Origin of the sequence: Amycolatopsis sp. WGS_07, from assembly GCF_045278895.1 — a bacterium.
Taxonomy (GTDB): Bacteria; Actinomycetota; Actinomycetes; order Mycobacteriales; family Pseudonocardiaceae; genus Amycolatopsis.
Genome location: NZ_CP136053.1, coordinates 8,249,353 through 8,274,757, shown reverse-complemented (window position 1 = coordinate 8,274,757; position 25,405 = coordinate 8,249,353). Strand labels below are relative to the sequence as shown.

25 protein-coding genes are annotated in these 25,405 nt (G+C 70.4%); 10 read left to right on the top strand and 15 right to left on the bottom strand.

The window, feature by feature from the left end:
* Positions 1-55: 55 nt before the first annotated feature.
* From RPX00_RS38840 to RPX00_RS38825, 4 genes are all read left to right on the top strand, one after another.
* Positions 56-577 (top strand): dihydrofolate reductase family protein, encoded by a 522-nt coding sequence (locus RPX00_RS38840; protein WP_406633043.1) that lies wholly within the window; start codon positions 56-58, stop codon positions 575-577.
* 22 nt (positions 578-599) lie between these two features.
* Positions 600-824, top strand: a complete 225-nt coding sequence (locus tag RPX00_RS38835) for a dihydrofolate reductase family protein (RefSeq protein WP_406633041.1) — start codon at positions 600-602, stop codon at positions 822-824.
* Positions 825-952: 128 nt separating this feature from the next.
* Positions 953-1,606 carry a hypothetical protein gene (locus RPX00_RS38830; RefSeq protein ID WP_406633039.1) on the top strand — a complete coding sequence of 218 codons (654 nt, stop codon included), beginning with the start codon at positions 953-955 and terminating at the stop codon, positions 1,604-1,606.
* Positions 1,607-1,664: 58 nt separating this feature from the next.
* Positions 1,665-2,519, top strand: a complete 855-nt coding sequence (locus tag RPX00_RS38825; RefSeq protein ID WP_406633037.1) for an SAM-dependent methyltransferase — start codon at positions 1,665-1,667, stop codon at positions 2,517-2,519.
* On the opposite strand, the gene RPX00_RS38820 is transcribed toward RPX00_RS38825, so the two are convergent.
* The 6 genes from RPX00_RS38820 to RPX00_RS38795 form a co-directional block, all read right to left on the bottom strand.
* Positions 2,516-3,988 (bottom strand): APC family permease, encoded by a 1,473-nt coding sequence (locus tag RPX00_RS38820; RefSeq protein ID WP_406633035.1) that lies wholly within the window; start codon positions 3,986-3,988, stop codon positions 2,516-2,518. The two genes, RPX00_RS38825 and RPX00_RS38820, sit on opposite strands and share 4 nt — an antisense overlap.
* Before the next feature lie 32 nt (positions 3,989-4,020).
* The gene (locus RPX00_RS38815) at positions 4,021-5,364 is read right to left on the bottom strand and encodes an MFS transporter (protein ID WP_406633034.1); all 1,344 of its coding nucleotides are present in this window, start codon (positions 5,362-5,364) and stop codon (positions 4,021-4,023) included.
* A 153-nt stretch (positions 5,365-5,517) separates the two neighbouring features.
* Positions 5,518-6,915 carry an aspartate ammonia-lyase gene (locus tag RPX00_RS38810; RefSeq protein ID WP_406633032.1) on the bottom strand — a complete coding sequence of 466 codons (1,398 nt, stop codon included), beginning with the start codon at positions 6,913-6,915 and terminating at the stop codon, positions 5,518-5,520.
* 18 nt (positions 6,916-6,933) lie between these two features.
* Positions 6,934-8,058, bottom strand: a complete 1,125-nt coding sequence (locus tag RPX00_RS38805) for a M20 family metallopeptidase (RefSeq protein WP_406633030.1) — start codon at positions 8,056-8,058, stop codon at positions 6,934-6,936.
* Positions 8,058-8,738, bottom strand: coding sequence for a DUF1028 domain-containing protein (locus RPX00_RS38800; protein WP_406633028.1), 681 nt, complete (start codon positions 8,736-8,738; stop codon positions 8,058-8,060). Before RPX00_RS38800 ends, RPX00_RS38805 begins: the two co-directional genes overlap by 1 nt.
* On the bottom strand, positions 8,735-9,157 hold the full coding sequence (locus tag RPX00_RS38795; protein ID WP_037805786.1) for a RidA family protein: 423 nt from the start codon (positions 9,155-9,157) through the stop codon (positions 8,735-8,737). Before RPX00_RS38795 ends, RPX00_RS38800 begins: the two co-directional genes overlap by 4 nt.
* A 227-nt stretch (positions 9,158-9,384) precedes the next feature.
* Between RPX00_RS38795 and RPX00_RS38790 the strand changes: the two genes are divergently transcribed.
* Positions 9,385-10,623 (top strand): flavin-containing monooxygenase, encoded by a 1,239-nt coding sequence (locus tag RPX00_RS38790; protein WP_406633027.1) that lies wholly within the window; start codon positions 9,385-9,387, stop codon positions 10,621-10,623.
* A gap of 38 nt (positions 10,624-10,661) precedes the next feature.
* On the opposite strand, the gene RPX00_RS38785 is transcribed toward RPX00_RS38790, so the two are convergent.
* The 5 genes from RPX00_RS38785 to ald form a co-directional block, all read right to left on the bottom strand.
* Positions 10,662-12,101, bottom strand: coding sequence for a sodium:solute symporter (locus RPX00_RS38785; RefSeq protein ID WP_406633025.1), 1,440 nt, complete (start codon positions 12,099-12,101; stop codon positions 10,662-10,664).
* Positions 12,095-12,334, bottom strand: a complete 240-nt coding sequence (locus RPX00_RS38780; protein WP_406633023.1) for a DUF3311 domain-containing protein — start codon at positions 12,332-12,334, stop codon at positions 12,095-12,097. Before RPX00_RS38780 ends, RPX00_RS38785 begins: the two co-directional genes overlap by 7 nt.
* Complete coding sequence (locus tag RPX00_RS38775) at positions 12,331-13,995, bottom strand: amidohydrolase (protein ID WP_406633021.1); 1,665 nt, start codon at positions 13,993-13,995, stop codon at positions 12,331-12,333. The genes RPX00_RS38780 and RPX00_RS38775 overlap by 4 nt, the downstream gene beginning before the upstream one ends.
* Before the next feature lie 118 nt (positions 13,996-14,113).
* Complete coding sequence (locus tag RPX00_RS38770; RefSeq protein WP_406633019.1) at positions 14,114-15,577, bottom strand: PLP-dependent aminotransferase family protein; 1,464 nt, start codon at positions 15,575-15,577, stop codon at positions 14,114-14,116.
* 91 nt (positions 15,578-15,668) lie between these two features.
* Positions 15,669-16,784 (bottom strand): alanine dehydrogenase, encoded by a 1,116-nt coding sequence (ald, locus tag RPX00_RS38765; protein WP_406633017.1) that lies wholly within the window; start codon positions 16,782-16,784, stop codon positions 15,669-15,671.
* 205 nt (positions 16,785-16,989) lie between these two features.
* Here ald and RPX00_RS38760 point away from each other — a divergent pair, with 205 nt between their 5' ends.
* Both RPX00_RS38760 and RPX00_RS38755 read left to right on the top strand, forming a co-directional pair.
* The gene (locus tag RPX00_RS38760) at positions 16,990-17,976 is read left to right on the top strand and encodes a phosphotransacetylase (protein ID WP_406633015.1); all 987 of its coding nucleotides are present in this window, start codon (positions 16,990-16,992) and stop codon (positions 17,974-17,976) included.
* Positions 17,973-18,650 (top strand): phosphonatase-like hydrolase, encoded by a 678-nt coding sequence (locus RPX00_RS38755; RefSeq protein WP_406633012.1) that lies wholly within the window; start codon positions 17,973-17,975, stop codon positions 18,648-18,650. The genes RPX00_RS38760 and RPX00_RS38755 overlap by 4 nt, the downstream gene beginning before the upstream one ends.
* A gap of 12 nt (positions 18,651-18,662) precedes the next feature.
* On the opposite strand, the gene RPX00_RS38750 is transcribed toward RPX00_RS38755, so the two are convergent.
* Positions 18,663-19,226: a TetR/AcrR family transcriptional regulator gene (locus RPX00_RS38750; protein WP_406633010.1), complete on the bottom strand. Its 564-nt coding sequence runs from the start codon at positions 19,224-19,226 to the stop codon at positions 18,663-18,665.
* Positions 19,227-19,265: 39 nt separating this feature from the next.
* Between RPX00_RS38750 and RPX00_RS38745 the strand changes: the two genes are divergently transcribed.
* Positions 19,266-20,477 carry an FAD-dependent monooxygenase gene (locus RPX00_RS38745; protein ID WP_406633009.1) on the top strand — a complete coding sequence of 404 codons (1,212 nt, stop codon included), beginning with the start codon at positions 19,266-19,268 and terminating at the stop codon, positions 20,475-20,477.
* A gap of 81 nt (positions 20,478-20,558) precedes the next feature.
* Here RPX00_RS38745 and RPX00_RS38740 read toward each other — a convergent pair whose 3' ends face one another.
* The 3 genes from RPX00_RS38740 to RPX00_RS38730 form a co-directional block, all read right to left on the bottom strand.
* Entirely contained in the window at positions 20,559-21,197 is a 639-nt protein-coding gene (locus tag RPX00_RS38740) for a cysteine hydrolase family protein (protein ID WP_406633007.1), read from the bottom strand.
* Between the two features lie 72 nt (positions 21,198-21,269).
* Positions 21,270-22,196, bottom strand: coding sequence for a LysR substrate-binding domain-containing protein (locus RPX00_RS38735; RefSeq protein WP_406633005.1), 927 nt, complete (start codon positions 22,194-22,196; stop codon positions 21,270-21,272).
* A gap of 35 nt (positions 22,197-22,231) precedes the next feature.
* Positions 22,232-23,062: an alpha/beta hydrolase gene (locus RPX00_RS38730; protein ID WP_406633003.1), complete on the bottom strand. Its 831-nt coding sequence runs from the start codon at positions 23,060-23,062 to the stop codon at positions 22,232-22,234.
* A 156-nt stretch (positions 23,063-23,218) separates the two neighbouring features.
* Here RPX00_RS38730 and RPX00_RS38725 point away from each other — a divergent pair, with 156 nt between their 5' ends.
* Both RPX00_RS38725 and RPX00_RS38720 read left to right on the top strand, forming a co-directional pair.
* The gene (locus tag RPX00_RS38725; RefSeq protein ID WP_406633001.1) at positions 23,219-24,676 is read left to right on the top strand and encodes a 2-hydroxymuconic semialdehyde dehydrogenase; all 1,458 of its coding nucleotides are present in this window, start codon (positions 23,219-23,221) and stop codon (positions 24,674-24,676) included.
* Positions 24,673-25,404, top strand: a complete 732-nt coding sequence (locus RPX00_RS38720) for a 2-keto-4-pentenoate hydratase (RefSeq protein WP_406632999.1) — start codon at positions 24,673-24,675, stop codon at positions 25,402-25,404. The genes RPX00_RS38725 and RPX00_RS38720 overlap by 4 nt, the downstream gene beginning before the upstream one ends.
* Position 25,405: the final 1 nt, after the last annotated feature.

The following is a 25,405-nucleotide window of genomic DNA, read 5'->3' as shown; positions in this document are numbered from 1 at the left end:
GAGTTTCCGGCCCCTCCGGAGTCAGTACCGGAAACTGGCACGGAAAGGGCAAGACATGGGAAAACTGCTGTACTCGGCCGCGATGTCGCTCGACGGGTTCATCGCCGGGCCCGGCGGGGACATGAGCTGGCTCGCGCCCTACACCGGAGACGCCGACGCGGGGGAGCTGGCGGCGGAGGTCGGCGCGCTGCTGGTCGGCCGCCGGACCTTCTCCGGCGACGATCCCTATCGCGGCACCGACGGCGAGGGCAAGGCGTTCGGCGGCGGCTGGGACGGACCGCAGGTGGTGCTCACCCGGCAGCCGGCTCCGGCGGTGCCCGGCGTGACGTTCTGCTCCACGCTGGAGGAAGGCGTCGCGACGGCCCGGGCGGCGGCGGGGGAGAAGACGGTGAACGTGCTCGGTGCTTCGGTGGGGCGGGCTTGCGTGGACGCTGGTCTGTTGGACGAGGTCGCTGTTGTGGTGATGCCGGTGTTGCTGGGCGGCGGGGTCAGGTTGTTCGAGCGGTCTGGGCCGCTGGTGCGGTTGGAGTTGCTGGCGCAGGAGGGGACGAGCCTTCGGTACCGCGTGCTGCGGTGAGGGGTAGTGGTCCTCGAACCGGGTGCCGCCGCCGGGCTCATTCTGTGGGGGCAACCCGGCGGGCGTGCTGGGCGCTTCGGCGGGACGGGCTTGCGTGGATGCCGGGCTGTTGGACGAGGTTGCCGTTGTGGTGATCCCGGTCCTGCTGGGCGGTGGGGTGAGGTTGTTCGAGCGGTCTGGACCGCCGGTGCGGTTGGAGTTGCTGGCGCAGGTGGGGACGAACCTCCGGTATCGCGTGCTGCGGTGAGCGTCGGTTGCGCCGGGAAACGGCCGGGATCACGTCCGAGGCGGGTTTACAGCGCGGACCGGGGGTCCCTAGGATCTGCGGCGCCGGAAGTGCCGCGGACGCGCGGTCCCGGCGGGGTGGAGGTCTGGATGGGGAACCCGGAGTCCGGCAGCGACCTCGAGACGGTCGCGAATCTCGTGCGGCTGTCCGAGACGGCGCCGATGCCCCGGATCGACGGCAGCGAACCCCCGCCGCTCGTGCGGCCCCGGGCGGAGCGCGCCGAGGAGACGACCTCGGCGTTCGGCGGGGTTCTCGACCTCTCGACCGGTTCGCCGATCGAACAGCTCGCCAAACGCGGTCCGATCCCGGTCGCCGAGCCGCCTGCTGCGGAAACCGCGCCGCCGACCCAGAAACGGCCCCGGTACGGCGTCTTCGCGGGCGCGGCCGTGGTGCTGTGCGCGGGGCTGGGCTCGTGGGCGCTGTGGCCGTCGGCGTCCGGCGAGACCGGCCCGCAGCCGGTGCAGCCGCCGCCCGCGCCGGTCCGTACCTCGTCGTCGGCGCCGCCGGCGGTGAGCACGCTCAGCGCGTCCCCGGCGCCGGCCAGCGACCAGGTGCGCGACACGGTCATCCGGGCCAGCAGCCGTCCCGCGACGACCGCGCCGCCGCGGGTTCAGCCGACGCAGGAGCCGCGCCACGACGACGGCGACCAGTCCGGCGATTCGATGGAGGACGCGTTCCGCTCGGCGGTCAGCTCGTACATGCGGGAATGGGGCGGCTCGGGGCCGCATCGGTGGCACGGCTGACCGGCCGGAGTACTACTGTGCGTAGGTCACTGCCGACCGATTGCCCCGCGAGGTGTCCATGACCGGCCCGTCGTCCCCGCTGTCGCCCAGCCAGGTGCCGGTCGGGGTGGATCCGAACCGCCCGAGCATCGCGCGGATCTACGACGGGTTCCTCGGCGGGAGCCACCACTACGAGGTCGACCGCGCGGTGATGGACAAGATCAGCACGGCGGTCCCGGAGGCGGTGCACATCGCGCGCGGCAACCGCGGCTTCCACAACCGCGTGCTGCGGATGCTCGCGAGCCAGACCGAGATCCGGCAGTTCCTCGACTGCGGTTCCGGCCTGCCGACCGCCGAGAACACCCACCAGATCGTGCAGCGCTACCACCGCGACGCGCACGTGGTGTACGTCGACAACGACCCGGTAGTCCTCGCGCACGGGCGCGCGCTGCTGGAGGACAACGACTTCACGCACATGGTCGAGGCCGACATCTTCGAGCCGCAAGCCGTGCTGCAGCACGAAACGGTGCGCGAGTACATCGACTTCTCGGAGCCGGTCGCGCTGCTGCACATCGGCACGATGCACCACTACGAGGGCGACGGCGCGGTCGAGGTGATGCGCGAGTACATCGACGCCCTCGCACCCGGTTCGTATGTCGCGCTGGCGCATTTCTACGACCCCGAGGTGCCGGAGCTGACCGCGGTCGCCAAGCGGATCGAGGAGATCCTGGTGTCCGGGCCGCTGGGCGCGGGCCGGTTCCGCACCCGCGCGGAGATCGAGGCGATGCTGCCGGGCCTGGAACTGCTGCCGCCGAGCCGCACCGACGGACCGGGCCTGTCGGTCGCGGACGAATGGTGGCAGGACGGCCCTCGGCTGAAGCCGCTGAGCGACGCGGCCCGGTGCGTCGCGGGCGTGGTGGGGCGGAAGGTCTAGGCCGGGGCGGGCTCCGCGACCGGTGCGGGCCGGCGGCGGGCGACGAGGTATCCGACGAGCCCGAACCCGATCAGCACCGCCAGCGTTCCCGCGGTGAACAGCTCGAAGGTCAGCCTTGAAACGCCCCAGGTGCCCTGGAAGTCGTAAGGCACGCCGAGCGCCTGGTCGAGCACCCCGGGCACGATCGTCTGCCACGCGCCCAGCAGGATCCACAGGTAGATCAGCACCGTGCTCGCCCACAGCCCGATCCGCCCGCCGGGCACGCGGAACGGGCGGTCGGCCGACGGGTACTTGCGGCGCAGCACCAGGATCGTCGGGAAGATCAGCAGATACGACAGCAGCAGCGTGCTCACCGCGATGTTGAGCACCACCGCGAACACCGCGGACGCCGAACTGCTCTGGACGATCGTCGCCACCACCGTGAACGCGGTCGCGACCACGCCGGAGAGCAGGTTGACCCGCAGCGGCGTGTTCAGCTTCGGATGGAACGCGCCGAACCAGCGCGGGAACGCGCCGTCGACGGCGGCCATCGCCTGGATGCGGTCGGACGCGATCATCCACGAGCAGCCCTGGTTCAGCAGGACGAAGACGAACACGACGGCGGCGAGCGTCAGCATCGCGGGAGACGCGCCGCCGTACACGGAGAACACCTGGCGCACCGCGTCGAGGAAACCGCCGAGGCCGTCGATCTTGTCGGACGGCACCACCAGCACGATGCCGACGACCGGGACCAGGTAGCACAAAGCCGACACGAGACCGGAAACGCCAACAGTGACCGGGACATCTCGCCGCGGGTTGTGCATTTCCTCAGCGGCACCGTTGGGGGCCTCGAAGCCGACGAGCGCGAACATCAAAACCGGGACGACAGCGAGGAAACCGCCGATCGTCGGGGAGAAGTTCAGCGAGCCTTGGACGCCGTTGCGGGCCGCGTAGATCGCCACGGTGACCGCGAAAAGCGCCACCAGCCCGACCTTCAGCAGCGCCCCGGCGGCGATGAACCACTTGCCGTACCGCAGGCTCACCACCGCGCCGAGGATCGCCAGCCAGATGAAGACGAGCTTGAACGCGTAGTCCGCGAACCCGCCGGGCGCCGCCGGAACGAGGTACTGCTGCCAGGTCGCGGCGGCGAGGAAGGTGATCGATCCGCCCAGCCACACCGGGTTGGTGATCCAGTACAGCAGCGTGCCGAGCGCGGCGGGCAGCTTCCCGAAGGCGAGCCGCAGCCAGACGAACGGGCCGCCCTCCGCCGGGAAGGCGCTGCCCAGTTCGGCCATGACCAGCCCGTACGGGAACAGGAACAGCACCAGGAGCACGGCGGTCCAGGTGACCGCCTCCGCTCCCGAGGTGGCGATCTGGCCGATCGTGTCCACCGAGATGATGGCCGCGATCGCGAGGAAGATCGAGTCGATCCGGCGCAGATTCCGGCGCAGGTTTCCGGATTCGCTGTTGACGAACTGGGGTTCGGACACGCTTCACCGCCTTTGGTGAATCGAGGGGAGGGTCAGGCTTCGGGGTTCTCCAGGTCTTCCTTGTGCAGCAACGGGGTTCCGGCGGTCTCGCGCATCGAGAACGCGGCGACGAGGCCGACCGCGGCCGCGACCATCAGGTACGGTCCGGGCACGAGAGTGCTGCCGGTGGCGGAAATCAGCACGGTCATCACGTACGGCACGGTGCCGGCGAACAGCGCGGCGGTGAGGTTGTACGCGATCGAGAGGCCGCTTTGGCGGGTGCGGGTCGGGAAGATCTCCGCGGACCACACGGCGTAGGTGCCGAGGATCGCGGCCAGGATCGCGCCGAGGACGAGGCTGCCGATCCAGGTGCCGACCAAGCCGGTGCGCATCAGCAGGTACGCCGGGGTGGCGAGGACGAACAGCGCGATGCCCGCGCCGATCAGGACCGGCCGCCTGCCGACGCGGTCGGAAAGCCGGCCGAAGAACGGCACGAGGAAGAGCCCGACGAGCGAGATCACTGTGGACAGTGCCGCCGCGCTGCCGGACGAGTGGCCGAGGTAGTCGGTCTCGTAGGTGACCAGATAGGTGAGGACGGCGTAGAACGGCACGTGCATCATCGTCATCAGGCCAGCGGCCTGGAGCAGCTGCTTCTTGTTGTTGCGGAACAGTTCCCGGACCGGGCTGCGCGGCACGTTGTCGGTCGCTTCGAGCGCGCGGTACTCGGGAGTGTCCTCGATCTTGCTGCGGATGACGAACCCGATGACGCCGAGCGGGGCCGCGATCAGGAACGGGACGCGCCAGCCCCACGACGTCAGCTGCGCGTGCGTCAGGCCGACCGACAGCAGCAGGAACACGAACGAACCGGCGAGGAAGCCCAGCAGCGAACCGACCTCCATCCAGCTGACGCCGAATCCGCGCCGCCGCCGGGGTGCGTACTCGGCGAGGAAGCTCGCCGCGCTGCCGAATTCGCCGCCCGCCGCGAGGCCCTGCAGCAGCCGCAGGAGCACCAGCAGGATGGGGGCCGCGATGCCGATCGTCGAGTAGCCCGGCAGGAGGCCGATCACCAGCGTCGCGCCGGACATCACGAAGATGACCACCGACAGCGTGCGCTTGCGGCCGATGCGGTCGCCGAGCGGACCGAAGATCAGCGCGCCGATCGGCCGGATCCCGAACGACACCGCGAAGACGCCGAACACCGCGAGCAGCCCGGCGGTGGAGTCGCCGGCCGGGAAGAACACGGACGCGATGGTGCTCGCGAGATAGGCGTAAGCGGCCCAGTCGAACCAGTGCACGAACACGCCGACCGCGCCGGCGGCGACGCTGCGGCGCAGCGTGGCGGGATCGGCGGCCTGGCCGGCGAGATCGCTGGCGGGTGCGGCGTCGGGTGCGGTCATAGTGGCCTCCTTGGACCGGTTCTCCGGGAGGACGCTAAGAGCGGCTCACGGCATCTAACAAGCAGTAATAAGCAAAGCAATGCATCGGTTCGATCTATGCGGAGGCGCTGAGCAGGGCCGACACGAGAGGCTGACGGCCGCGAAACACAGCGTTTACGGCTCGCCGGTGAGTGCCTGCGGGGTGGTCAGCAGGCCGACCTGCTCGTCGGTCAGCAACCGGCGTTCCCGCACCAGTTCCAGCGCCGGACGGCCGGTTTGGTGCGCCTCCAAAGCGAGCGTGCACGCGGTTTCGTAGCCGAGCGCCGGGCTCAGCGCGGTGACCAGGCCGGTCGACGTGGCGACGAGATCGGCGAGGTGTTCTCTCTTGGCGGTGATGCCCCGGACGCACTGGTCGGCCAGCACGTGGGCACCGGCGGTGAGGTGGTCGAGGCCAGCGGTCAGGGCCCGCGCGATGATCGGCTCGAAAGCGTTGAGCTGCAACTGCCCGCCCTCGGCGGCGAGCGTGATCGTGACGTCGTGCCCGATGATCTCGAAGGCGATCTGGTTGACCGCTTCCGGGATGACCGGGTTGACCTTGCCCGGCATGATCGACGACCCGGCCTGCCGCGCGGGCAGCGCGATCTCGCCGAACCCGGCCTGCGGCCCGGACGAGAGCAACCGGAGATCGTTGCAGATCTTGGACAGTTTGACCGCCACGCGTTTCAGCACGCCGGACAGCTGCACGAACACGCCGACGTCCTGGGTCGCCTCGATGAGGTCGGGAGCCGAGACGAGGGTGGCGATGCCGGTCAGCTCGCGCAGGTGCGCGACGGCTCTCTCCCGGTACCCGGGGCGCGCGTTGAGGCCGGTGCCGATCGCGGTGCCGCCGAGGTTCAGTTCGTGCAGCAGCAACCGGGCTTCGGCGAGCCGTTGTTCGTCCTCGCCGAGCGTCGCGGCGAACGCGCCGAACTCCTGGCCCAGCGTCATCGGGACGGCGTCCTGCAGCTGGGTGCGGCCCATTTTGAGGACGTCGGCGAACTCGATCGCCTTGTCCGCGAACGCTTCCCGCAGCCCGGCGAGCGCCGCGAGCAGTTCGGCGAGATGGCGGTCGAGCGCGAGTTTGACCGCGGTGGGGTAGACGTCGTTGGTGCTCTGGCCGAGGTTGACGTGGTCGAGCGGATGCAGCCGCGCGTAGTCGCCGCGGGCATGGCCGAGCAGTTCCAGGGCGCGGTTGGCGATGACCTCGTTGGCGTTCATGTTCGTCGAGGTCCCGGCTCCGCCTTGGATCAGGTCGACGACGAACTGGTCGCGCAGACGGCCGTCGCGGATCTCGGCGCACGCCTGCTCGATCGCCTTCGCCGGTCCGGGATCGAGGGCCCCGACTTCGGCGTTGGCTCGCGCGGCGGCTTCCTTGACGGTGGCCAGCGCGGTGACCAGATGCGGCCGGTCGGCGAGGGTTTCGCCCGTGATGGGGAAATTGACCAGCGCGCGGGCAGTGTGCGCGCCGTAGTAGACGTGGCTGGGCACGCTGATCTCGCCGAGCATGTCGTGCTCGGAGCGGGTGCTGGACATCGGTGTCCTTCCCGGTGACTAGGAGGTTCGGTCGACGCCGGTCCACGCCAGCGCGATCGCGCCGTCGAGCAGGGCTCGTTCCGCGGTGCCGCCGACGCAGTGCGCGGCGAATTCGCGCTGGTGGTTGATCGCGGGCAGCGATCCGATGCCGATGTACGGATGGATGGCGGGCACGACCTGCGAGACGTTGCCCATGTCGGTGGACGCGCGGTTCATCCGGGACGCCGTGCCGTCCGGGGCGAATTCGCGGCCGAGTTCGAGAGCGTTGGCGCGATAGGCGGCCAAAGCGGTTTCGTCGGCGCGGAATTCGGCGTACGGCTTGCTTTCCGGTTCGACGGTCAGCTCGCAGCCGGTCGCCAGCGCACCCGCCTCGAAGGCCCGCATTACGCGAGGCTCCAGTGTGGACAGTTCGGCCAGCGTTTCGGCCCGCACGTACCACCGGCCGGACGCGTGTTCGGGGATCGCGTTGGGCGCGTCCCCGGCGTGGGTCACGATCCCGTGCACCCGCGCCGAGGCCGGAAGCTGTTGCCGCAGCAGGCCGATCGCGACCTGGGCGACGGTGAACGCGTCGGCGGCGTTGACCCCGGCTTCGGGATAGGCGGCCGCGTGCGCGGACTTGCCGGTGTAGGAGATCTTCGAGTGGCTGACCGCGAACGGCCGGGCCTCCGCGACGTCCACCGGTGCCGGATGCACCATCATCGCGAGGTCCACGCCAGCGAAGGCGCCGCGTTCCAGCAGCTCGATCTTCCCGCCGCCGCCCTCCTCGGCCGGGGTGCCGTAGACCTCGACGGTCACGCCGATCTCGTCAGCGACCGCGGCAAGGCCCAGCGCGGCGCCGATGGAACTGGCCGCGATGAGGTTGTGCCCGCAGGCGTGACCGAGGCCGGGGAGCGCGTCGTACTCGGCGCACAGCGCGATCCGCGTGGGACCGGAGCCGAAGCTGGCGTGGAACGCGGTGTCCAGGCCGAGGTATTTCGCCGTGACAGCGAATCCGGCCCGGTCGAGCGGCTCCGGCACTGCGGCGGCGGCGCGATGTTCCTCCCACGCGGTTTCCGGGTCGGCATGCAACCGCTCGGACAGCTGGATCAGCTCGTCGGCATGCCGGTCGATCACGGCGCGGGAGGCCGCTTTGGGCGTGGCCATCACTCGTCTCCCGGCACGCCGTAAGACGGCGCGGCGGCGGGGTTGAGGCCGCGGGTGACGTAGTCGTCGCGCTGGGGGAGCCAGACGTCGAGGAGTTCGGCGAGCCGGCCGATCGGCTCGTCCGCCCAGTCCACGCGCAGGTCCGTGACCGGCCAGTCCGCAGTGGACACGACCACGAGCCCGGCGGACCGCACCGGTCCTTCCTCGCCGCCTGCCGCGAGCCCGGCTTGCATCGCCGCGAGAAGCCGCTGCTCCAGTTCGCCGGTCGACGCGGTGAAAGCGTCCACCATGGACTGCGGAATGTGCTCGCTGGCCAGCATGTTGCCCGCCACGACCACGCCGTCCGCCGTCGCCGACGCGTGCGTGCCCAGGGTTTTCGAGCCGCTGTAAGCGAAACCGGGCCCGGTGCGGCCGAGCACGGTCAGCTGCCGGTACTCGATGTGCTCCGCTGCGGACGTGACGGCGGCGAGCGCTTTCTCCGGATCCCCGTGCTCGGCGAGCTGGTCCAGCAGGCGTCCGCCGAGCCGTGGGTCGGTGATGTTCTGCGAGGCCGCCGCGCCGAGGCCGGGGCGCAGGTGCGCGACGCGGGCGACGACGGCCGGGCTGGACGAGCTGGCCGCGATGCCGAACCGGACGGCGCCGCCTGGGCCGGCGTCGCGGGCCACGATCGAAAAGGTCACTTCTCCTCCTCCGGGATCACCGCGATGGCGTCGATCTCGCACAGCCATTCCGGCCGGGCGAGCGCGGACACGACCACGCCGGTCGAGATCGGGTGCACGCCCTTGGTCCAGCGTCCGACGGTGCGGTAGACGGCCTCGCGGTAGCGCGGGTCGACCAGGTAGATGGTGAGCTTGACCAGGTGCTCCATCCGGCTGCCGGCTTCTTCGAGCAGCATCTTGATGTTGGCCATCGCCTGCTCCGCCTGCGCGGCGACGTCGCCGATCCCGACCGATTCGCTCGTGTCGAGGTCCTGCCCGATCTGGCCGCGCACGTAGACCGTGCCGTTGGCGACGACGGCCTGGCACAGGTCGTTGTCGAGGTTCTGCTCGGGATAGGTGTCCCGCGTGTTGAACGGGCGGATGCGACGGTGGACAGTCACTGCGTGGCCTTCCCTGCGGCGGTCGTCGGACGCCTCAGCCTGACCGCGCCGCCGAGGTTCTGTCCAGTAGATGTTTCTGGACCAATGCATCTGTTTTACCGATGCCCCATGGATCGGGAAAACAGATCTTGTGTGCCGGAAACATCTGTTGGACACGGGAAGCGCGGGCCGTGAGGATCCGGAGGAGGCGGCGCGGACCGCGCCGGGTCCGACAGCGGAGGTCTGGGATGTCGAGCGAACAGGTGGAGGCCCTCGTCGTGGGCGGGGGACAGGCCGGCCTGGCGATGAGCGAGCACCTGAGCGAGTGCGGCGTGCCGCATCTCGTCCTGGAACGGAACCGGATCGCCGAACGCTGGCGCAGCGAACGGTGGGACTCGCTGGTGGCGAACGGCCCCGCGTGGCACGACCGGTTCCCCGGCCTGGAGTTCCCCGGCATCGCGCCGGGCGCGTTCGCCTCGAAGGACCAGGTTGCGGACTATTTCGAGGCGTACGCGGAAAAAATCGCCGCGCCGGTCCGCACCGGGGTCGAGGTGACGTCCGTGCGGCGGCACGAGGGCAGGCCCGGATTCCGCGTCGAGACTTCCGAAGGCGCGATCGACGCCCGGTTCGTCGTCGCCGCGACCGGCCCCTTCCAGCGCCCGGTGATCCCGCCGATCGTGCCCGCCGACGCCGGGCCGGTGCAGCTGCATTCGAGCGGCTACCGGAATCCGGGGCAGCTGCCCGAGGGCGCGGTGCTGGTCGTCGGCGCGGGGTCGTCCGGGGTGCAGATCGCCGAGGAACTGCGCCGGTCCGGACGCGAGGTGTACCTGTCGGTCGGACCGCACGACCGTCCGCCGCGCAGCTACCGCGACCGCGATTTCTGCTGGTGGCTGGGCGTTCTGGGCAAATGGGACGCCGAGACGCCGCCGGCCGGCGCGGAACACGTGACCATCGCGGTCAGCGGCGCGCGCGGCGGGCACACGGTGGACTTCCGGGCACTGGCCGGACTCGGCATCACGCTGGTCGGCATGACCGGCGCGTACGAGAACGGCAAGCTCAGCTTCGCGACGGACCTGGCGAAGAACATCGCCGCGGGCGACGAGAATTACCTTGCCCTGCTTGACGAAGCGGACGCGTACGTGGCGCGCAACGGGCTCGACCTGCCGGAGGAACCGTCCGCCCGCGAGCTGGGCCCGGACCCGGCGTGCGTCACCGATCCGGTGCTGGAGCTGGATTTGGCCGCCGCCGGGGTGACTTCAATTGTGTGGGCGACCGGGTTTGCCGTCGACTACAGCTGGCTGCAGGTCGACGCCTTCGACGAGAACGGGCGGCCGCAGCACCGCCGGGGTGTGTCCGTGGAGCCGGGCGTGTACTTCCTCGGACTGCCGTGGCTGGCGCGGCGCGGGTCCAGCTTCATCTGGGGGTGTGGCACGACGCGAAGTTCGTCGCGGACCACATCGCTATCCAGCGCGGGTACCAGCTCGTGAGTGCTGACGCCGGTTAGAACCGGCGCCAGCGCTCACGATCACCGTGCAGCTGCCACCGCCGGGCTCGCCGCCACCTCCGTTCCGCTCTCGAAGGCGATCGGCGACCGGCGCTTGCCCGGCGCGAGCAGGCTCCAGCCGAAGACGATCGCCAGGTTCAGGCCCATCGAGACCAGACCAGGGTTGAGGCCGCCGAGCTTCACGCCGGTGACGTACAGGACGACCGCGGCCACCACGCCGACCACCATGCCGGTCGCGATCGCGGCGGTGCGCACCCGCCGGGCGAACAGGATCGCCAGCCAGCCTGGCACGACCTGGGCCAGCAGGTTGTAGGTCAGGTTCAGCACGGTGAGCATGAGCGTCGAGGCGGTCAGCGTGAGCACGGCGGCGAGCACCAGGAACGCCGCCACCGCCACGACCGTCCAGCGCCGCTGTGCCGCGGGGCGGACGTTCGGGGCCAGGTTCCGGCTGACCATCCCGCCGATCGCCAGCGCGGTCGCGGACAGCACCAGCACCCCGGACAACGCGGCGCCAGCGGCCACGAGGCCCAGAACCGGTTCCGGCAGAAGGCCTTTCGCGGTCACCATGAACACCGTGTTCGGGTTCTTCAGCCCGGGGTGCTGCTTCAGCCCGTAGTAGGCGGCGAAGACGAGGAACGGGTAGATCAGCATGTACAGCGGCATCCACACCGTCGAACTCTTCACCGCCCGCTCCGAGCGGGCCGGGAACACGTACGCGCCGCCGAAACCGAGGTAGAACACCACACTCTGGAACAGGATCGTGGTCATCGCGAACCACAGGTCCTGGCCGCCCATCGTGGTCTGCGCCCTGGCCAGCGCCTCCGGCCCGGTCACCCCGGAGGTTCCGCCGGCGGCCAGCACTGCGGCGAGGCCGACGAGCACGACCCCCAGCAGCATGAACACGTCCTTGAGGATCGACACGAACGCGGGGGAGCGGATGCCGGACACGGCGATGTAGGCGAACGCGATGATCCCGGCCAGCAGGACGCACTGCACCGGGGTCAGCGTCAGCCCCAGATTGCTCAGCACCACCTGCAGGCCGATGAACTGGTACTGGCCCCACGGCACGAGCGCGATCAGCATGGTCACGCACGTGATGAGTTCGAGCGTCCGGCTGCCGTAGTGGCGGCCGAAGACGTCCGGCACGGTCATCGCGTCGTGCTTGCGCGCCGCCCGCCAGACCAGCGGGGCGAGGAAGTAGCCCAGCGCGTAGGCGAGCAGGATGTAGCCCAGGAACCAGATCCCGTAACTCGCGCCGTGCGCGTAGATCCCGCTCGGGAAGCCGATCATCGTGCCGATGCTGTAGACCTCGCCGACGGCCAGGAAGTACAGCAGCCACGGCGGGAACGAGCGGCCGCCGACCAGGAATTCGGAGATCCCGCCGCTGCGGGACGACCGGCCAGCCCACAGCGCCAGCAGGATCGAGAATCCCATCACGACCGCGACGATGAGAATCAGCATTGCCGGTCCTCCTTCGCGGCCGGGGTGTCGGCGGGGTAGTGCTTGCGGTCGAAGAACCGCCAGCTGATCCACAGGCACAGGGTGGTGAGCGGGAAGCAGAGGAACATCCAGAAGAACACCAGCGGGAACCCGGCGACGGTCGCGGACGAGCCCGCGACCAGCGGGATGCCGCCGAGGATCGCCACCGCGGGGACGCCGAGCCCGATGCACAGGCTCGGCCAGCTCCGGATCATCGGACGCCTCCCGTCGCGACGGGATCGCGTTGCCAGACCAGCTGTCCGCCGATCACCGTGGCATCGACGGTCAGGTCCCTGATCCGGCTCGGGTCCACTGTGGTCGGATCCTCGGACAGCACGATCAGGTCGGCGAGCTTGCCGACTTCCAGGCTGCCCTTGACGGTTTCCTCGCCAGCCAGATAAGCGGCGTCGATCGTGTACCCGCGCAAGGCGGCTTCGACGTCGATCGCTTGCTCGGGCCCGAGGAGTTGTCCGCTGCTCGTTTGCCGGGCGACCGCGCACCAGATGCCTTCCAATGGCGGCACGGGCGTGACCGGAGTGTCCGAGTGGAGTCCGAAGTGGATTCCGCGGGAGCGTGCCGACGCGAGCGGGCTGATCCGGCGTGCTCGTTCCGGGCCGAGGAAGACATCGCGGTGCCGGTCGCCCCAGTAGTAGACGTGCTTGATGAAGAACGACGCGGCGACGTCGTGCGCGGCCATCCGGTCGAGCTGGTCCTCGCGAGCGGTCTGGCAGTGTTCGATGCGGTGGCGGCGGCCGGTGCCCTCGGGTGCGCCGAGCCGGGCGTAACCGTCGATGATGGCGTCGATCGCCGCGTCGCCGTTGCCGTGCACGGCGACCTGCCAGCCCGCGGCGTCGAGCGCGGCGATGCGGCGGGCCAGCTCGCCTGGTTCGAGCAGCATCATGCCGTGTTCGTCGGGGGCGCAGGTGTAGCCCTCGGCCAGGCAGCCGGTGCGGCCTTGGATCGAGCCGTCGGCGACGATCTTGATGCCGTTCATGGTGAAACCGTCCGGATTGGACGGATCGGGCGGCTCCGGGGTGCCCTCGGCGAGGCCGGGCAGGAGGGTGTGGAAGAGGTAGCCGTGGATGCGGGTGCGCAGCTTGCCGGAGCGGGTCAGCTGCCGGTACGCGGCGAGTTCCTGGTCGCCGCCGATGAGCCCGATTCCGGTGTCGTGTACCGAAGTGACGCCGTTGCGCAGATACTCGGCGTCGGCCAGCTGGAGTGCGTGGGCGAGTTCGTCGGGACCCTGCGAAGGCATCGCGGAGTTGACTAGGAACGCCGCCGTCTCGATCAGAAGGCCGGTCGGTTCGCCGCGTTCGTCGCGGGCGATGACGCCGCCGGGCGGGTCGGGAGTGGCCGCGGTGATCCCGACGGCCCGCAGCGCGGCGGAGTTCGCCACGGAGAAGTGGCCGGTCACGTGCGTGAGCAGGACCGGGTTGCGCGGCGAGACCGCGTCCAGGTCGTGCCGGGTCGGATGCCGGTTGTCGGCGAGAAGCGTGTCGTCGTAACGGAAACCCTTGATCCATTCGCCGGGCCCGAAATCGCGCGCCGCCTGCCGGACGCGATCGGCGATGTCGCTGATCCGGTCGTTGGGCGGACTGCCGGCGTCGACCGGGGCGGCCAGCGCCATGCCGAAGAACGACGGATGGTTGTGCGACTCCACGAAACCCGGCACGACGGTGCGCCCGGCGAGGTCGAGCACCGTCGTTTCGGGACCGGCGAGAGCCGCGATCTCCCGGTCGCCGCCGATCGCGGTGATCGCGCCGTCGCGGGCGGCGAGCGCGGACGCCCGCGTCCCGCCTCGGTCCAGGGTCAGCACCGTGCCCCCGAGCACCACCAGGTCGGGGGCCGGACGAGCGGATACAGCGGGTTCGCCCACGATGGGACCTCCTTGTCCACGTGTCCTGCCCCCAAGACAGTGCCGGGGGAGCTGGCCCGCGAACAGGTCCAGAAAGCGACGCGCGCATGGGTCCAGTACAGGTCCAGTACAGGTCCGGTCAGCTGTCGAGCAGCTCCCGGCAGAGGTCGCCGAGCAGCCGGATGCCCGGGTCGATCGCGGACGGCGGGGTCGCGGAGAAGCCGATGCGGAAGTGGTTGCGCGGCGGGTCGTCGCCGAGGAAGAAGATGTCGCCGGGTTCGATGAGGATGCCCAGCTCCTCCGCCCGCTCCACCAGGACCCGGCAGTCCAGTTCGGACGGTCCGGTCATCCACAGGCTGACGCCGCCGGGCGGGTACGGGCCCTGCTGCCACGGCAGGTACTCGGTGACCGCGGCGCAGGTCGCGGTCCACTTGCGCATCAGTTTCGTGCGGTAGCGGCGGAGCGATCGGTGGTACTCGCCGCTCTCTATCAGCAGCGCCAGCGCTCGCTGCAGCTGGCCGGGCGGGTGGCGTAGGACGTACCGCCGCGCCTCGCGGAGTGCGCGCACCAGCTCGCGCGGCCCGACCAGATACCCGAGGCGCAGGCCAGGGGAGAGGAATTTGGAGAAAGTGCCGAGGTAGACGGCGTCACCGGTGTTGTCGAGCGCCTTCAACGCCGGAGTGGGGCTGCCCTGGTAGCGGAATTCGCTGTCGTAGTCGTCCTCGACGACCACCGTGCCGGACGCGGCGGCCTGGGCGAGCAGTTGACGGCGTCGGCCGATGCTGAGCGTCGCGTTGGTGGGGTGCTGGTGGCTCGGGGTGAGATAAAGGAGGTCGACGCCGTCGAGCGATTCGGGCGGTTGCAGGCCGCGGGAGTCGACGTCGATGCCGGTCACGTGCGCGCCGGTGCGGAGGAAGATGTGCCGGGCGTCGAGGTAGCCGGGGTTTTCGATGGCCACGACCTGGTCCGGGCCCAGCAGCACCCGGCCGAGCAGGTCGAGGCCCTGCTGCGAGCCGACGGTGATCAGCACTTCCTCCGGGTCGGCCTCGATGCCGCGGGTGGTGAGCAGCTGCCGGCACACCATCTCGACCAGCATCGGGTCGTCCGAGCCGACGCTGTCCTGCAGGCTGTGGAAGACGTGCGGCCGGTAGAGCGCGTCGCGCAGGCAGCGCGTCCAGGAGCGGGCCGGGAACGCGGTGATGTCGACCTGCCCGGCGAGGAACGGGTACGGATAGCTCGCCCAGTCGGTGCGTTTCTCGATGTGGGCGACGCCGGCGTCCGGGAACCGGCGGACCCGGCGCGTCCAGTCGATGCGCGATTCGGTGTCCCGTTCCTCCACCGCGCAGTGCGGGCGCATCTCGCCGTTGACGAACAATCCGCTGCGCTCGCGGCTTTCCACGTAGCCCTCGGCGACCAGCTCCTGGTAGGCGAGGTTGATCGTGTTCCGGGAGACGCCCAGCTCGACGGCCAGCTCCCGGGAGCTGGGCAGCCGGCGCGCCGGGTCGAACGTGCCGATGGCGATCCCGTGCTCGATCGCCCGCCGGACCTGGCGGTACAGCGGTTCGTCCGACGAGCGGTCGATCTCGATCAACGTGCGTGGCAAGTGCGCTCTCCAGGTGGCCGGCGTGCAGCGGGGTGGGCTGAAACGTAACTCGCAGTGGCCGGTTTTCCCACCCCGCGCCACGCCGGGCCGCTCAGGCCAGCGCGTCGGCGACGTCGGTGACGGCCAGGCCGTGCGCCCGGGCGACCGGCTCGTAGGTCAGCGCGCCGGCCACCGTGTTGACGCCCCCGCGCAGCTCCGGCGTGTCCTGGACGGCGGTCCGGAGGCCCTTGTTCGCGATCTCCAGCGCGTACGGGAGCGTGACGTTGGTGAGCGCGTGCGTGGAGGTGTGCGGGACCGCGCCCGGCATGTTGGCCACGCAGTAGAACACCGATTCGTGGACCCGGAAGGTCGGCTCGGCGTGCGTCGTCGGCCGGGAGTCCTCGAAGCAGCCGCCCTGGTCGATCGAGATGTCCACCAGCACGCTGCCCGGCTTCATCCGCGAGACCGTCTCGTTGGACACCAGGCTCGGGGCCTTCGCGCCCGGGACGAGCACCGCGCCGATCACCAGGTCGGCCTCCAGTACCGCCTGCTCGATCGCGTACGAGTTCGCGGCGGCGGTCTGGATGCGGCCCTGATACATCCGGTCGGCGGCGCGGAGCTTGTCGACGTTCTTGTCGAACAGCACGACGTCGCCCCAGGTCCCGGCCGCGACGGCGACCGCGTTCATCCCGGCGACGCCCGCGCCCAGCACGACCACGCGGGCCGGCGGCACTCCCGACACGCCGCCGATCAGCACGCCGCGCCCGCCGTTGACGCGCATCAGCGTCTGCGCGCCGACCTGCGGGGCCAGCCGCCCGGCGACCTCGCTCATCGGGAACAGCAGCGGAAGGGAGCCGTTCGGCAGCTGGACCGTCTCGTAGGCGACGGAGGTCGTGCCCGCGTCGAGGAGGGCTTTCGTGCAGGGCTCGCTCGCGGCGAGGTGCAGGTAGGTGAACAGCAGCTGGTCCGAGCGCAGCCGGTGGTACTCCTCGGCGACCGGCTCCTTGACCTTCAGCACCATGTCCGCGGTGCCCCAGACGTCGTCCGCGTGGTCGAGCAGCTTCGCGCCGGCGGCCGCGTAGTCGTCGTCGCGGATGGACGAGCCCTCGCCCGCGCCGCGTTCCACGAAGACCTCGTGGCCGGCCGAGGTGAACTCGTGGACGCCGGCGGGCGTCGCCGCCACCCGGTATTCGTGGTTCTTGACCTCGCGAGGCACACCGATCTTCATCGCCCTGCTCCCATCTGCCGTGTGTGGTCCGACCGAGAGTGCGGGAGGACTGGCCACCGCGAAAGTGCCAGAAACCGCTCGGTCGACAGGTCCAGTCGTGCGGGCATCTGGACCCGTCAACGGGGACTGTTCTGGCTCTGTCCCTTGGGGCCAGGCGTCGCCATCCTCACGGGGGAGCACTGCCGTCCGCGAGGGAGTTTGCGAGATGACCATGTCCCCGCTGGCCGAGACCTGGCGCGAGCGAGTCGGCGACGCCCGCCCGCGCGTCGCGCTCGCCGACGGAGCCGACCCGCGCGCCGTCACCGCGGCCGCGCGACTGGCCGAACGCGGCGAGATCGAACCGGTCCTAGTAGGCCCCTCTGCGGAAATCGCTGCTGCCGCGGCAGAGTTGGGTGTCTCGGTGCCTTCGCTGGACACCGCCGCCCTCGCCGCCGACGACGCCGTCCTCGCCCGCTTGGCCTCGGCATTCCCGGACCGGGTAGAGACGGTCCGCAACGACCCGATCGCCCTCTCCGCCGCACTTCTCGCACTCGGCCGGGTAGACGCGTGCCTCGCCGGCGCGACCCGGCCGACGTCCGATGTCCTCCGGGCTGGCCTGCGCATCGTCGGCCTCGCGCCCGGCGTGCGGACCCTCAGCAGTTGTTTCCTGATGCTGCTGCAAGACGGCCGATCGCTGACCTTCGCCGACTGCGCCGTAGTCCCCGAACCAGACGCGGACGCCTTGGCCGACATCGCCGTCGGCGCGGCCTCGACACACCGCGCACTCACCGGAACCGAGCCGGTCGTGGCGATGCTTTCCTTCAGCACCCAAGGCAGCGCCAAGCATTCGGCGGTGGAGAAGGTACGCCAGGCGACTTCTCTGGTCCGGGAACGGTTGCCCGGCGTGGATGTGGACGGCGAACTGCAATTCGACGCCGCCGTGGTCGACGCCGTCGGGCTCGCGAAGGCCCCGCGCTCAAGCGTCGCCGGCCGAGCGAACGTCCTGGTATTCCCCAATCTAGACGCAGGAAACATCGCCTACAAGATCGCCGAACGCCTCGGCGGAGCGACCGCGCTAGGGCCGATCCTGCAAGGCGTGGCAGCCCCGCTGCACGACCTTTCGCGCGGTTGCAGCGCCGCCGACATCGAAACGATGGCCCTGATCAGCGCGGTGCACGCGGTGACCGGCCGGGAAGTGGAGAACGCCCGATGACGCGAGGTGTGGAGCTGGTCGTCCTCGACATGGCAGGCACGACAGTCCGCGACGACGGCGCTGTCGAGTCCGCGTTCTCGGCGGCCCTTGAATCGGTCGGGGTGTCTGCGGATTCGCCGGAGAGGGAGGACGTTGACGCCTACGTCCGCGACACGATGGGGCAGTCGAAGATCGAGGTCTTCCGGGCGCTGTTTCCTGAGGAGGGCGTGGCGGAGAAGGCGAACCAGGTGTTCGAGACCGCGTTCGCTTCCCGGGCGATTGAGGTTGCTGAGCCGCTTCCTGGGGCGGAGGAGGCCATTGACAAGTTGCGCGCTCAGGGTCGTCGGGTGTGCCTGAGCACGGGGTTTTCAGCTGTCACGCGCGATGCCCTGCTGCGTCGGCTGGGGTGGACGGATCTGGCGGATCTCGTAGTGTGCCCAGCCGACGCGGGCGGGCGCGGACGGCCGTTCCCGGACATGGTGCTGACGGCAGTGCTGCGGTTGGGAATTACGGACGTGCGCGCGGTGGCGGTGGCGGGGGACACCGGGTTCGACATGCTGACCGGCCGAAGGGCTGGCGCCTCGGTGGCGGCTGGGGTGCTGACTGGGGCGCATGATGAGGCGACATTGCGGGCACATGGGGCGACGCATGTGCTGGGGTCGGTGGCTGAGTTGCCGGGGGTGTTGGAGGGCTAGGACGCCGTTCTGTCAGCGGGGCGGCGCCACCGCGGTAGCGATCAACGCCCGAGCCGCGGCCTCGATCCTCTCCTCGTCCCCAGTCACGATCCGGTCCAAACACAACCCCCGCAACCCCGAGATCAGCAAGCTCGCCCGGGCGGCCGCCTCGGGTTCGTCGTAGCCGAGTTTCCGGTACACCGGCACCAGCGGGTCCATCATCGCGGTGACTGTCTCCCGAGCGACCTCCAGATACCGCTCCGGCTGCGTCGGGGCTAGGGCCAGCACCTGGAACAGGATGTGGATCGGCCGCTGCTGGCGGCCCCGGGTGATCGCCTGCCACAGTGCGTGCGAAGCGGCGGTCAGGGATTCCTCGTCGTGCACCGAGCGGAAGAGTTCGCTGACGTCCGGGCGGCTGGCGGCGATCGCTTCGGTGATCAGGTTTTCCCGGCTGCCGAAGTAGTACAGCAGCATCCGCTTGCTCGTCCCCAGCGCTTCGCCCATCGGCGCGAGCGACAGGTCGGCGATGCCGTGCGTCGCGAGGTACGCCACGGCTTGCTCGAGCAGTTCGGCACGGCGGCCGGTTCCGGGGTCCACCCCTTGACTGTACCGATCGGTACGTCGTACCGTCCAGGAATGTACCGATCGGTACAAGGCGAGGAGGCGCTGGTGGGACTCTCGGTGGCGATCGTCGGCGGCGGGATCGGCGGGCTGACGCTCGCGCTCGCGTTGCGGGAGCGCGGGATCGGGGCGGAGGTGTACGAGCGGTCGGCCGAGCTGCGGGAGATCGGGGCGGCGGTCGCGTTGTCCGCCAACGGGTCCCGGGTGCTGACGCGGCTCGGGTTGCGGGACGAGCTAGCCGCGTGTTCGGCGGTGCCGACGGAGCTGGTTTACCGGCATTGGAGAGGCGGGCACCGGGTCGTCGCGTATCCGATCGGGGCGGCGTACGAGGAACGGTTCGGCGGACCGTATTTCGGGGTGCATCGGGCGGATTTGCAGCGGATCCTGGCCGGCGCGTGCGGAAATGTCCATCTTGGACGGCAGGTGACCGGGCTGGCGGCGGACGGCGACGGATACCGGCTTGACTTCGCTGACGGCACCAGCGAAACCGCCGATGTGGTGGTTGGCGCGGACGGGGTGCATTCGACGGTTCGCGGGTGGGTGGACGACTCGCCGCTCGCGCGGTACTCGGGGTCGAGCGGCTTTCGCGGGCTGGTGCCGGTGGAGAAGTTGCCGTCCTTGCCGGACCCGGGCGCGATCCAGTTCTGGATGGGGCCGGGCGGGCATCTGCTGCACTACGCGATCGGCGACGGGTCGGTGGTGAACTTCCTCGCGGTGCTCGACGAACCGGACGTCTGGGAAAGCGACTCGTGGACCGAGGACATCTCCCGCGAGCGGATCGACGCGGCGTTCGCGGGCTGGCATCCGGCGGTGCGCGAGATGGTGGGGGCGACGACATTGCTTCAGCGGTGGGCGTTGTTCGGCCAGCATCCGCTCAACCGCTGGCATCGCGGCGGGGTCGTGCTCCTCGGCGACGCCGCGCACGCGATGCTGCCGCACCACGGGCAAGGGGCCAACCAGACGATCGAGGACGCGGCGACGCTCGCCGAGTGCCTGGCGCGGGACGCTCTCGAGCCCGCGCTCGCCCGGTACGAGAAACTGCGCCGGCCGCGAACCCGGGCGGTGCAACGGAGTTCGTGGGTGGCGAACGCCCTGTTGCATCTCCCGGACGGTCCGGCGGCCGACGCGCGGGATGTCGCGCTCGGGCGGATTGGCGAGACGCTCGAGTGGATTCACTCGCACGACTGTTTGGCGCCGGCTTCGCCGTCGCGCGCGGAGTCGCCGTGAGGTCGGCGTCTGGAGGGCAACGCGACCGCCTGGGGGCGGTCACGTCGCCCTCCAAACGCCGACGCGACTCCGCGGGTGGGGTCAGTTTTTCGTGGCTAGTGTGGTGAATTCGGCGCTGGTCAGCACGTCCGCAGTGGACTGAGCGAGCACGACCAGCGTCGCCGCATGCACCTCGGCGGCGGACATCGCGCCGTGGCCCAGGTCGGGGTGGTCGTAGGTGGCGCACGCGTCGGAAAGGACCGCGGTGCGGAAGTCGCGGAACATCGCGTCGCGGATGGTGGCGTGGACGCAGTCCTCGGTGGTGACTCCGGTGGCGATCAGGGTGTCCACGCCGCGTCCGCGCAGCTGCATTTCGAAATCGGTGCCGTAGAAGGCGCTGTAGCGGTGTTTGGGGATCAGCGGTTCGTCCGGGCGACGGTCCACTTCGGAGTACAGAGCCGCGCCGGGCGTGCCCTCGATGAGCGCTTGGCCGGACGCGATCGGCGGGTACAGGTCGGCGAACCGGCCCATGTCGGAGCCGTCCGGGCGGTGCACGTGCGCGGTGAAGAACACGGCGATGCCCGCGTCGCGGCAGAACCGGATGGTGTCGTTGAGGGCGGGGACCATGGCGCGGCCGTCCGGGGATTCCAGCGGGGCGCCCGGGGCGAGGAAATCGTGCTGCATGTCGATGACGACCAGCGCGGTGCGGGCCGGATCGACGGTGGACAAGCGGTAACCCATGAAACGCTCCCTCCGCAGACGCAATGAGGTATCACGTTTCGCCGTCGGTCGTCAAGAAAACGACAGACAAGGTCAGGCGTCTTCGATCTGCCCGGCAACGGTGCGCAGGGATGCGATCAGCGCTTGAGTGGCCGGGTTCAGCCTGCGTCCGGCGGCGAGCGTCAGGCCGACGCTGTGCCCGATGTTCTCCAGCGGCGTCGGCAGGGTGACCAGCCGCGGGTCGTCCATGCCGAGGAGGCCGGGGAGCGCGGCGACCATCGCGGTTTCGGTGAGCAGCTGCCGGACGGTGAGGAACGACGTCGCTTCGACGCGGTTGGCGGGCAGGTCGAGGCCGTGCTGGGCGAACAGGCTCTCCAGCTCCTGGCGCAGCATCGTCTCGGTGCCGGGCACGATCCACGGGAACTCGGCGAGGTCCTCCAGTGAGACGGCCTCGCGCGCGGCGAGCGGATGGTGCGCGCCGGCGACGACGCGGATCGACTCCTGATACAGCGCGCTCCGCTGGGTGCCTTCGGTGCCGGGACCGCTGAGCCGGCCGACGATCACGTCCACCCGGCCCGCGGTCAGCTCCACGAGCAACGACTCCGGCGTTCCCTCCCGGACGACCACCGTGACCAGCGGGTGGTCCTCCTTCAGATGCGCGATGGCCCGGGGCAGCAACAGGTTCGAGCCCGCGAGGTGGATGCCCGCGACGACCCGGCCGCGCGTCGCGTCGGCGATCTCCACCACGTGCCGGGCGGCGTGGGTCAGCTGGGCGAGGACGGCACGCGCGTGTTCGGTGAACGCGGTCCCGAACTCGGTCGGCGTGATCCCGCGCGGGCCGCGTTCGTAGAGCGGGACGCCGAGGATGGCTTCGAGGTCGTGCAGCCCGCGCGTGACGACCGGCTGCGTGACGTGCAGCGCGGCGGCCGCGCCGACGACGCTGCCCTGTTCGGTGAGGGTGTCCACCAGCACGAGGTGCCTGAGCTTGAGACGGCCGTCGAGCAGGCGGGGCAGGTCCATTCCGGCGACATTACTGTCCGGGCCGGGTTCCGGCGTCATGGGCGGACGAGCCGGATGAGGGCTTGGCCGAGCGTGGAACGGGGGTCGGCCAGGTCGAGGAATACGTCGAAGTGGTTCCGTCCGGGCACGAGGGTCCACGCGCGGGCGGCGGGCCAGTGGGCGTGGAATTCCTTGCTCTGGCGGTGAAATCCGGCGGCTTCGTGTTCGGCGACCGCCACGTGCAGGGGTGCGGTGCCCGGCGGGGCCAGGAGCGGGCTGAGGGCTGCCGCGCGCGGGGCGTCGAGGTTCAGCCAGGCGTTGGCGAACGAGCCGACCAGCGGACGGAGGTCGAAGAGGCCGCTGATCGTCATCGCGCCTTTGACCACGTCCTCGGGCACTCCGGCCGCGTGCTGCCATCCGCCGACGGCGGTCATCGCGGTCAGGTGGCCGCCGGCCGAGCTGCCGACGACGTGGATGCGGTCCGGGTCGAGGCTGTGCTCGGTGCCGTGGCGGTGCACCCAGGCTACTGCGGCGCGGACCTGGCGCACGATCTCTTCCAGGGGCGCCGCGGGGGTGAGCGTGTAGTCGGGCACGACGGTGGCGATTCCGGCGTCGGCCAGCGCTTTCGCCATGAACGCGGTGTCGTGGCGCGAGAGCATCCGCCAGTAGCCGCCGTGGATGGCGAGGACGACGGGGCGCAGCTGTCCGGGCGAGATGCCCCAGACGTCCAGCCGCTCGTCGCTGAGCGGGTCGAAAGCCAGGTCAGGGTGGCCGTCCAGACCGGCGACGGCGGCTTCGGAGGCGGAGCGGTAGCGGGCCATCACGGCGTCGAACTCGGCTTCGGTCACCGTGGCTTGCGCGCTGTAGTCCTGATCGACGTCCGTCACGGGGTCCATCTTTCGCCGCCGCCGTCATGCCTGGCCAATGCTCATTCGGGCGAAAGCTATGCCGGGAGAGGCATGACTGAGGCATGCCCGGGCGGCTATGGGAGCGGCGGCAAAGAGCATTGGCCAGGCATTCCTGGCGTCCCTACGGTCAGGTTCATGGCTGCGGAACTCCTCAACGTCGTCGGCGGGACCCGGGTCGCCGGGCGGCGCACCTTCGAGAAGATCGACCCGGTCGACGGGTCGCTCGTCGCGCACGTCCACGAGGCCGGGCCGGAGGTGGTCGACGCCGCGGTCTCGGCCGCGCGAGCCGCGCAGGAGGGCCCGTGGGGACGCGCGCCGGTCGCCGAGCGCACCGCCCTGCTGCGCCGGATCGCCGACCGGATCGAGGCGCGGTTCGAGGATTTCGTCGCCGCCGAGGTCCGCGACACCGGCAAACCGGAGCACCTGGCCCGCGACCTCGACGTCGCGCGGGCGGCGGCCAACTTCCGTTCCTTCGCCGACACGATCGCGTCCGCCGGTCTCGACTCCTTCCTGACCGACCTGCCGAACGGCCGCAAGGCGCTGAACTACGCGGTGCCCAAACCGCTCGGCGTGGTCGCGGTGATCGTGCCGTGGAACCTGCCGCTGCTGCTGTTGACCTGGAAGGTCGCGCCCGCGCTGGCCTGCGGCAACGCGGTGGTGGTCAAACCGTCGGAAGAGACGCCGTCGACCGCCACCCTGCTCGCCGAGGTGATCGCGGAGGCGGGCGCGCCGGCTGGGGTGTATAACGTCGTGCACGGCTTCGGGCCGGACTCCGCCGGGGAGTACCTCACCACGCACCGCGGCATCGACGGCGTGACGTTCACCGGGGAATCCGGGACCGGCTCGGCGATCATGCGCGCGGTCGCTCCTTCCGTGCGGCCGGTTTCCTTTGAGCTGGGCGGAAAGAACGCGGCCGTGGTGTTCGAGGACTGCGACTTGGAGAAGACCCTCGACGGGCTCGCCCGGTCGGTTTTCCTGAACACCGGGCAGGTGTGCCTGTGCACCGAGCGGGTCTACGTCGAGCGGTCCGTCTTCGACGAGGTCGCGAACGGGCTCGCCGAGCGCGCGGCGGCGTTGCGTCTCGGCCGTCCGGACTATCCGGCCACCACGACCGGTCCGCTGATCTCCCAGCAGCACCGGAAGAAGGTCCAGTCCTATGTGGACCTTGCGGTGGCCGAGGGCGCGACGGTGCTGACCGGCGGTTCGGTTCCGGACCTCGGACCGGACCTCGCGGGCGGTTCGTGGATCGAGCCGACGCTGTGGACCGGGCTGGACAATTCGGCGCGCGTCGTGCGCGAGGAGGTCTTCGGGCCGGTCGCGGCGCTGATCCCGTTCGACACCGAGGACGAGGCCGTCCGGCTGGCGAACGACACCGACTACGGGCTCGCCGCCGCGGTATGGACGACTGACCTGGAGCGGGGCCACCGCGTCGCGCAGCAGATGCGGGTCGGGATGGCCTGGGTCAACACCTGGTACCTGCGCGATCTGCGGTCGCCGTTCGGCGGGGTCGGGCTTTCCGGCATCGGCCGGGAGGGCGGCCTGCACTCGATGCACTTCTACACCGAGCCGACGAATGTGTGCGTGCAGCTATGACCATCGAAGAGCGCGCGGCGCTGCTCGACCGGGCGACCGCTACCGGACAGGCCATCCCGCAGCTGACCAGCGACGGGCCGATGAGCCTGGAGACCGCCTACGCCGTGCAGCACGCCGGAATCGCCCTGCGAGAGCGGCGAGGGGAGCGGCTGGCGGGGGTGAAACTGGGCTTCACCAGCAAGGCGAAAGCCGAGCAGATGGGCGTCTCCGACGTCATCATCGGCTCGCTGACCGACCGCATGCGGATCGAGGACGGCGGGACGTTCGACGTCGGCCGCGGCGTGCATCCGCGAGTCGAACCCGAGGTCGCGTTCCGGCTCGGACCGGACGCCGAACTGGTCGCCGTCGCGCCCGCGCTGGAGATCATCGACAGCCGGTACCGGGACTTCCGCTTCAGCCTGGCCGACGTCGTCGCCGACAACACCTCGGCATCGGCCTTCGTGATCGGGCCGTGGTCCCGGATCGAGCAGGTGGACGCGCTGGCCGTCGACCTGCTCATCGACGGCGAGATCGTGGCGACCGGATCGACCGCGGACATCCTCGGCGACCCGCTGCGGGCGCTCCCGGCCGCGCAACGAATGGCCGCCGCGTACGGGCACCAGCTGCTCGACGGATCGGTGCTCCTAGCGGGCGCGGCGACTGCGGCGGTGGCCTTGAAAGCCGGAACGCACGTCGAAGCCCGGGTGGCCGGGCTGGGCTCGGTTTCCGTTCGGACAGAGGAGGGATGAG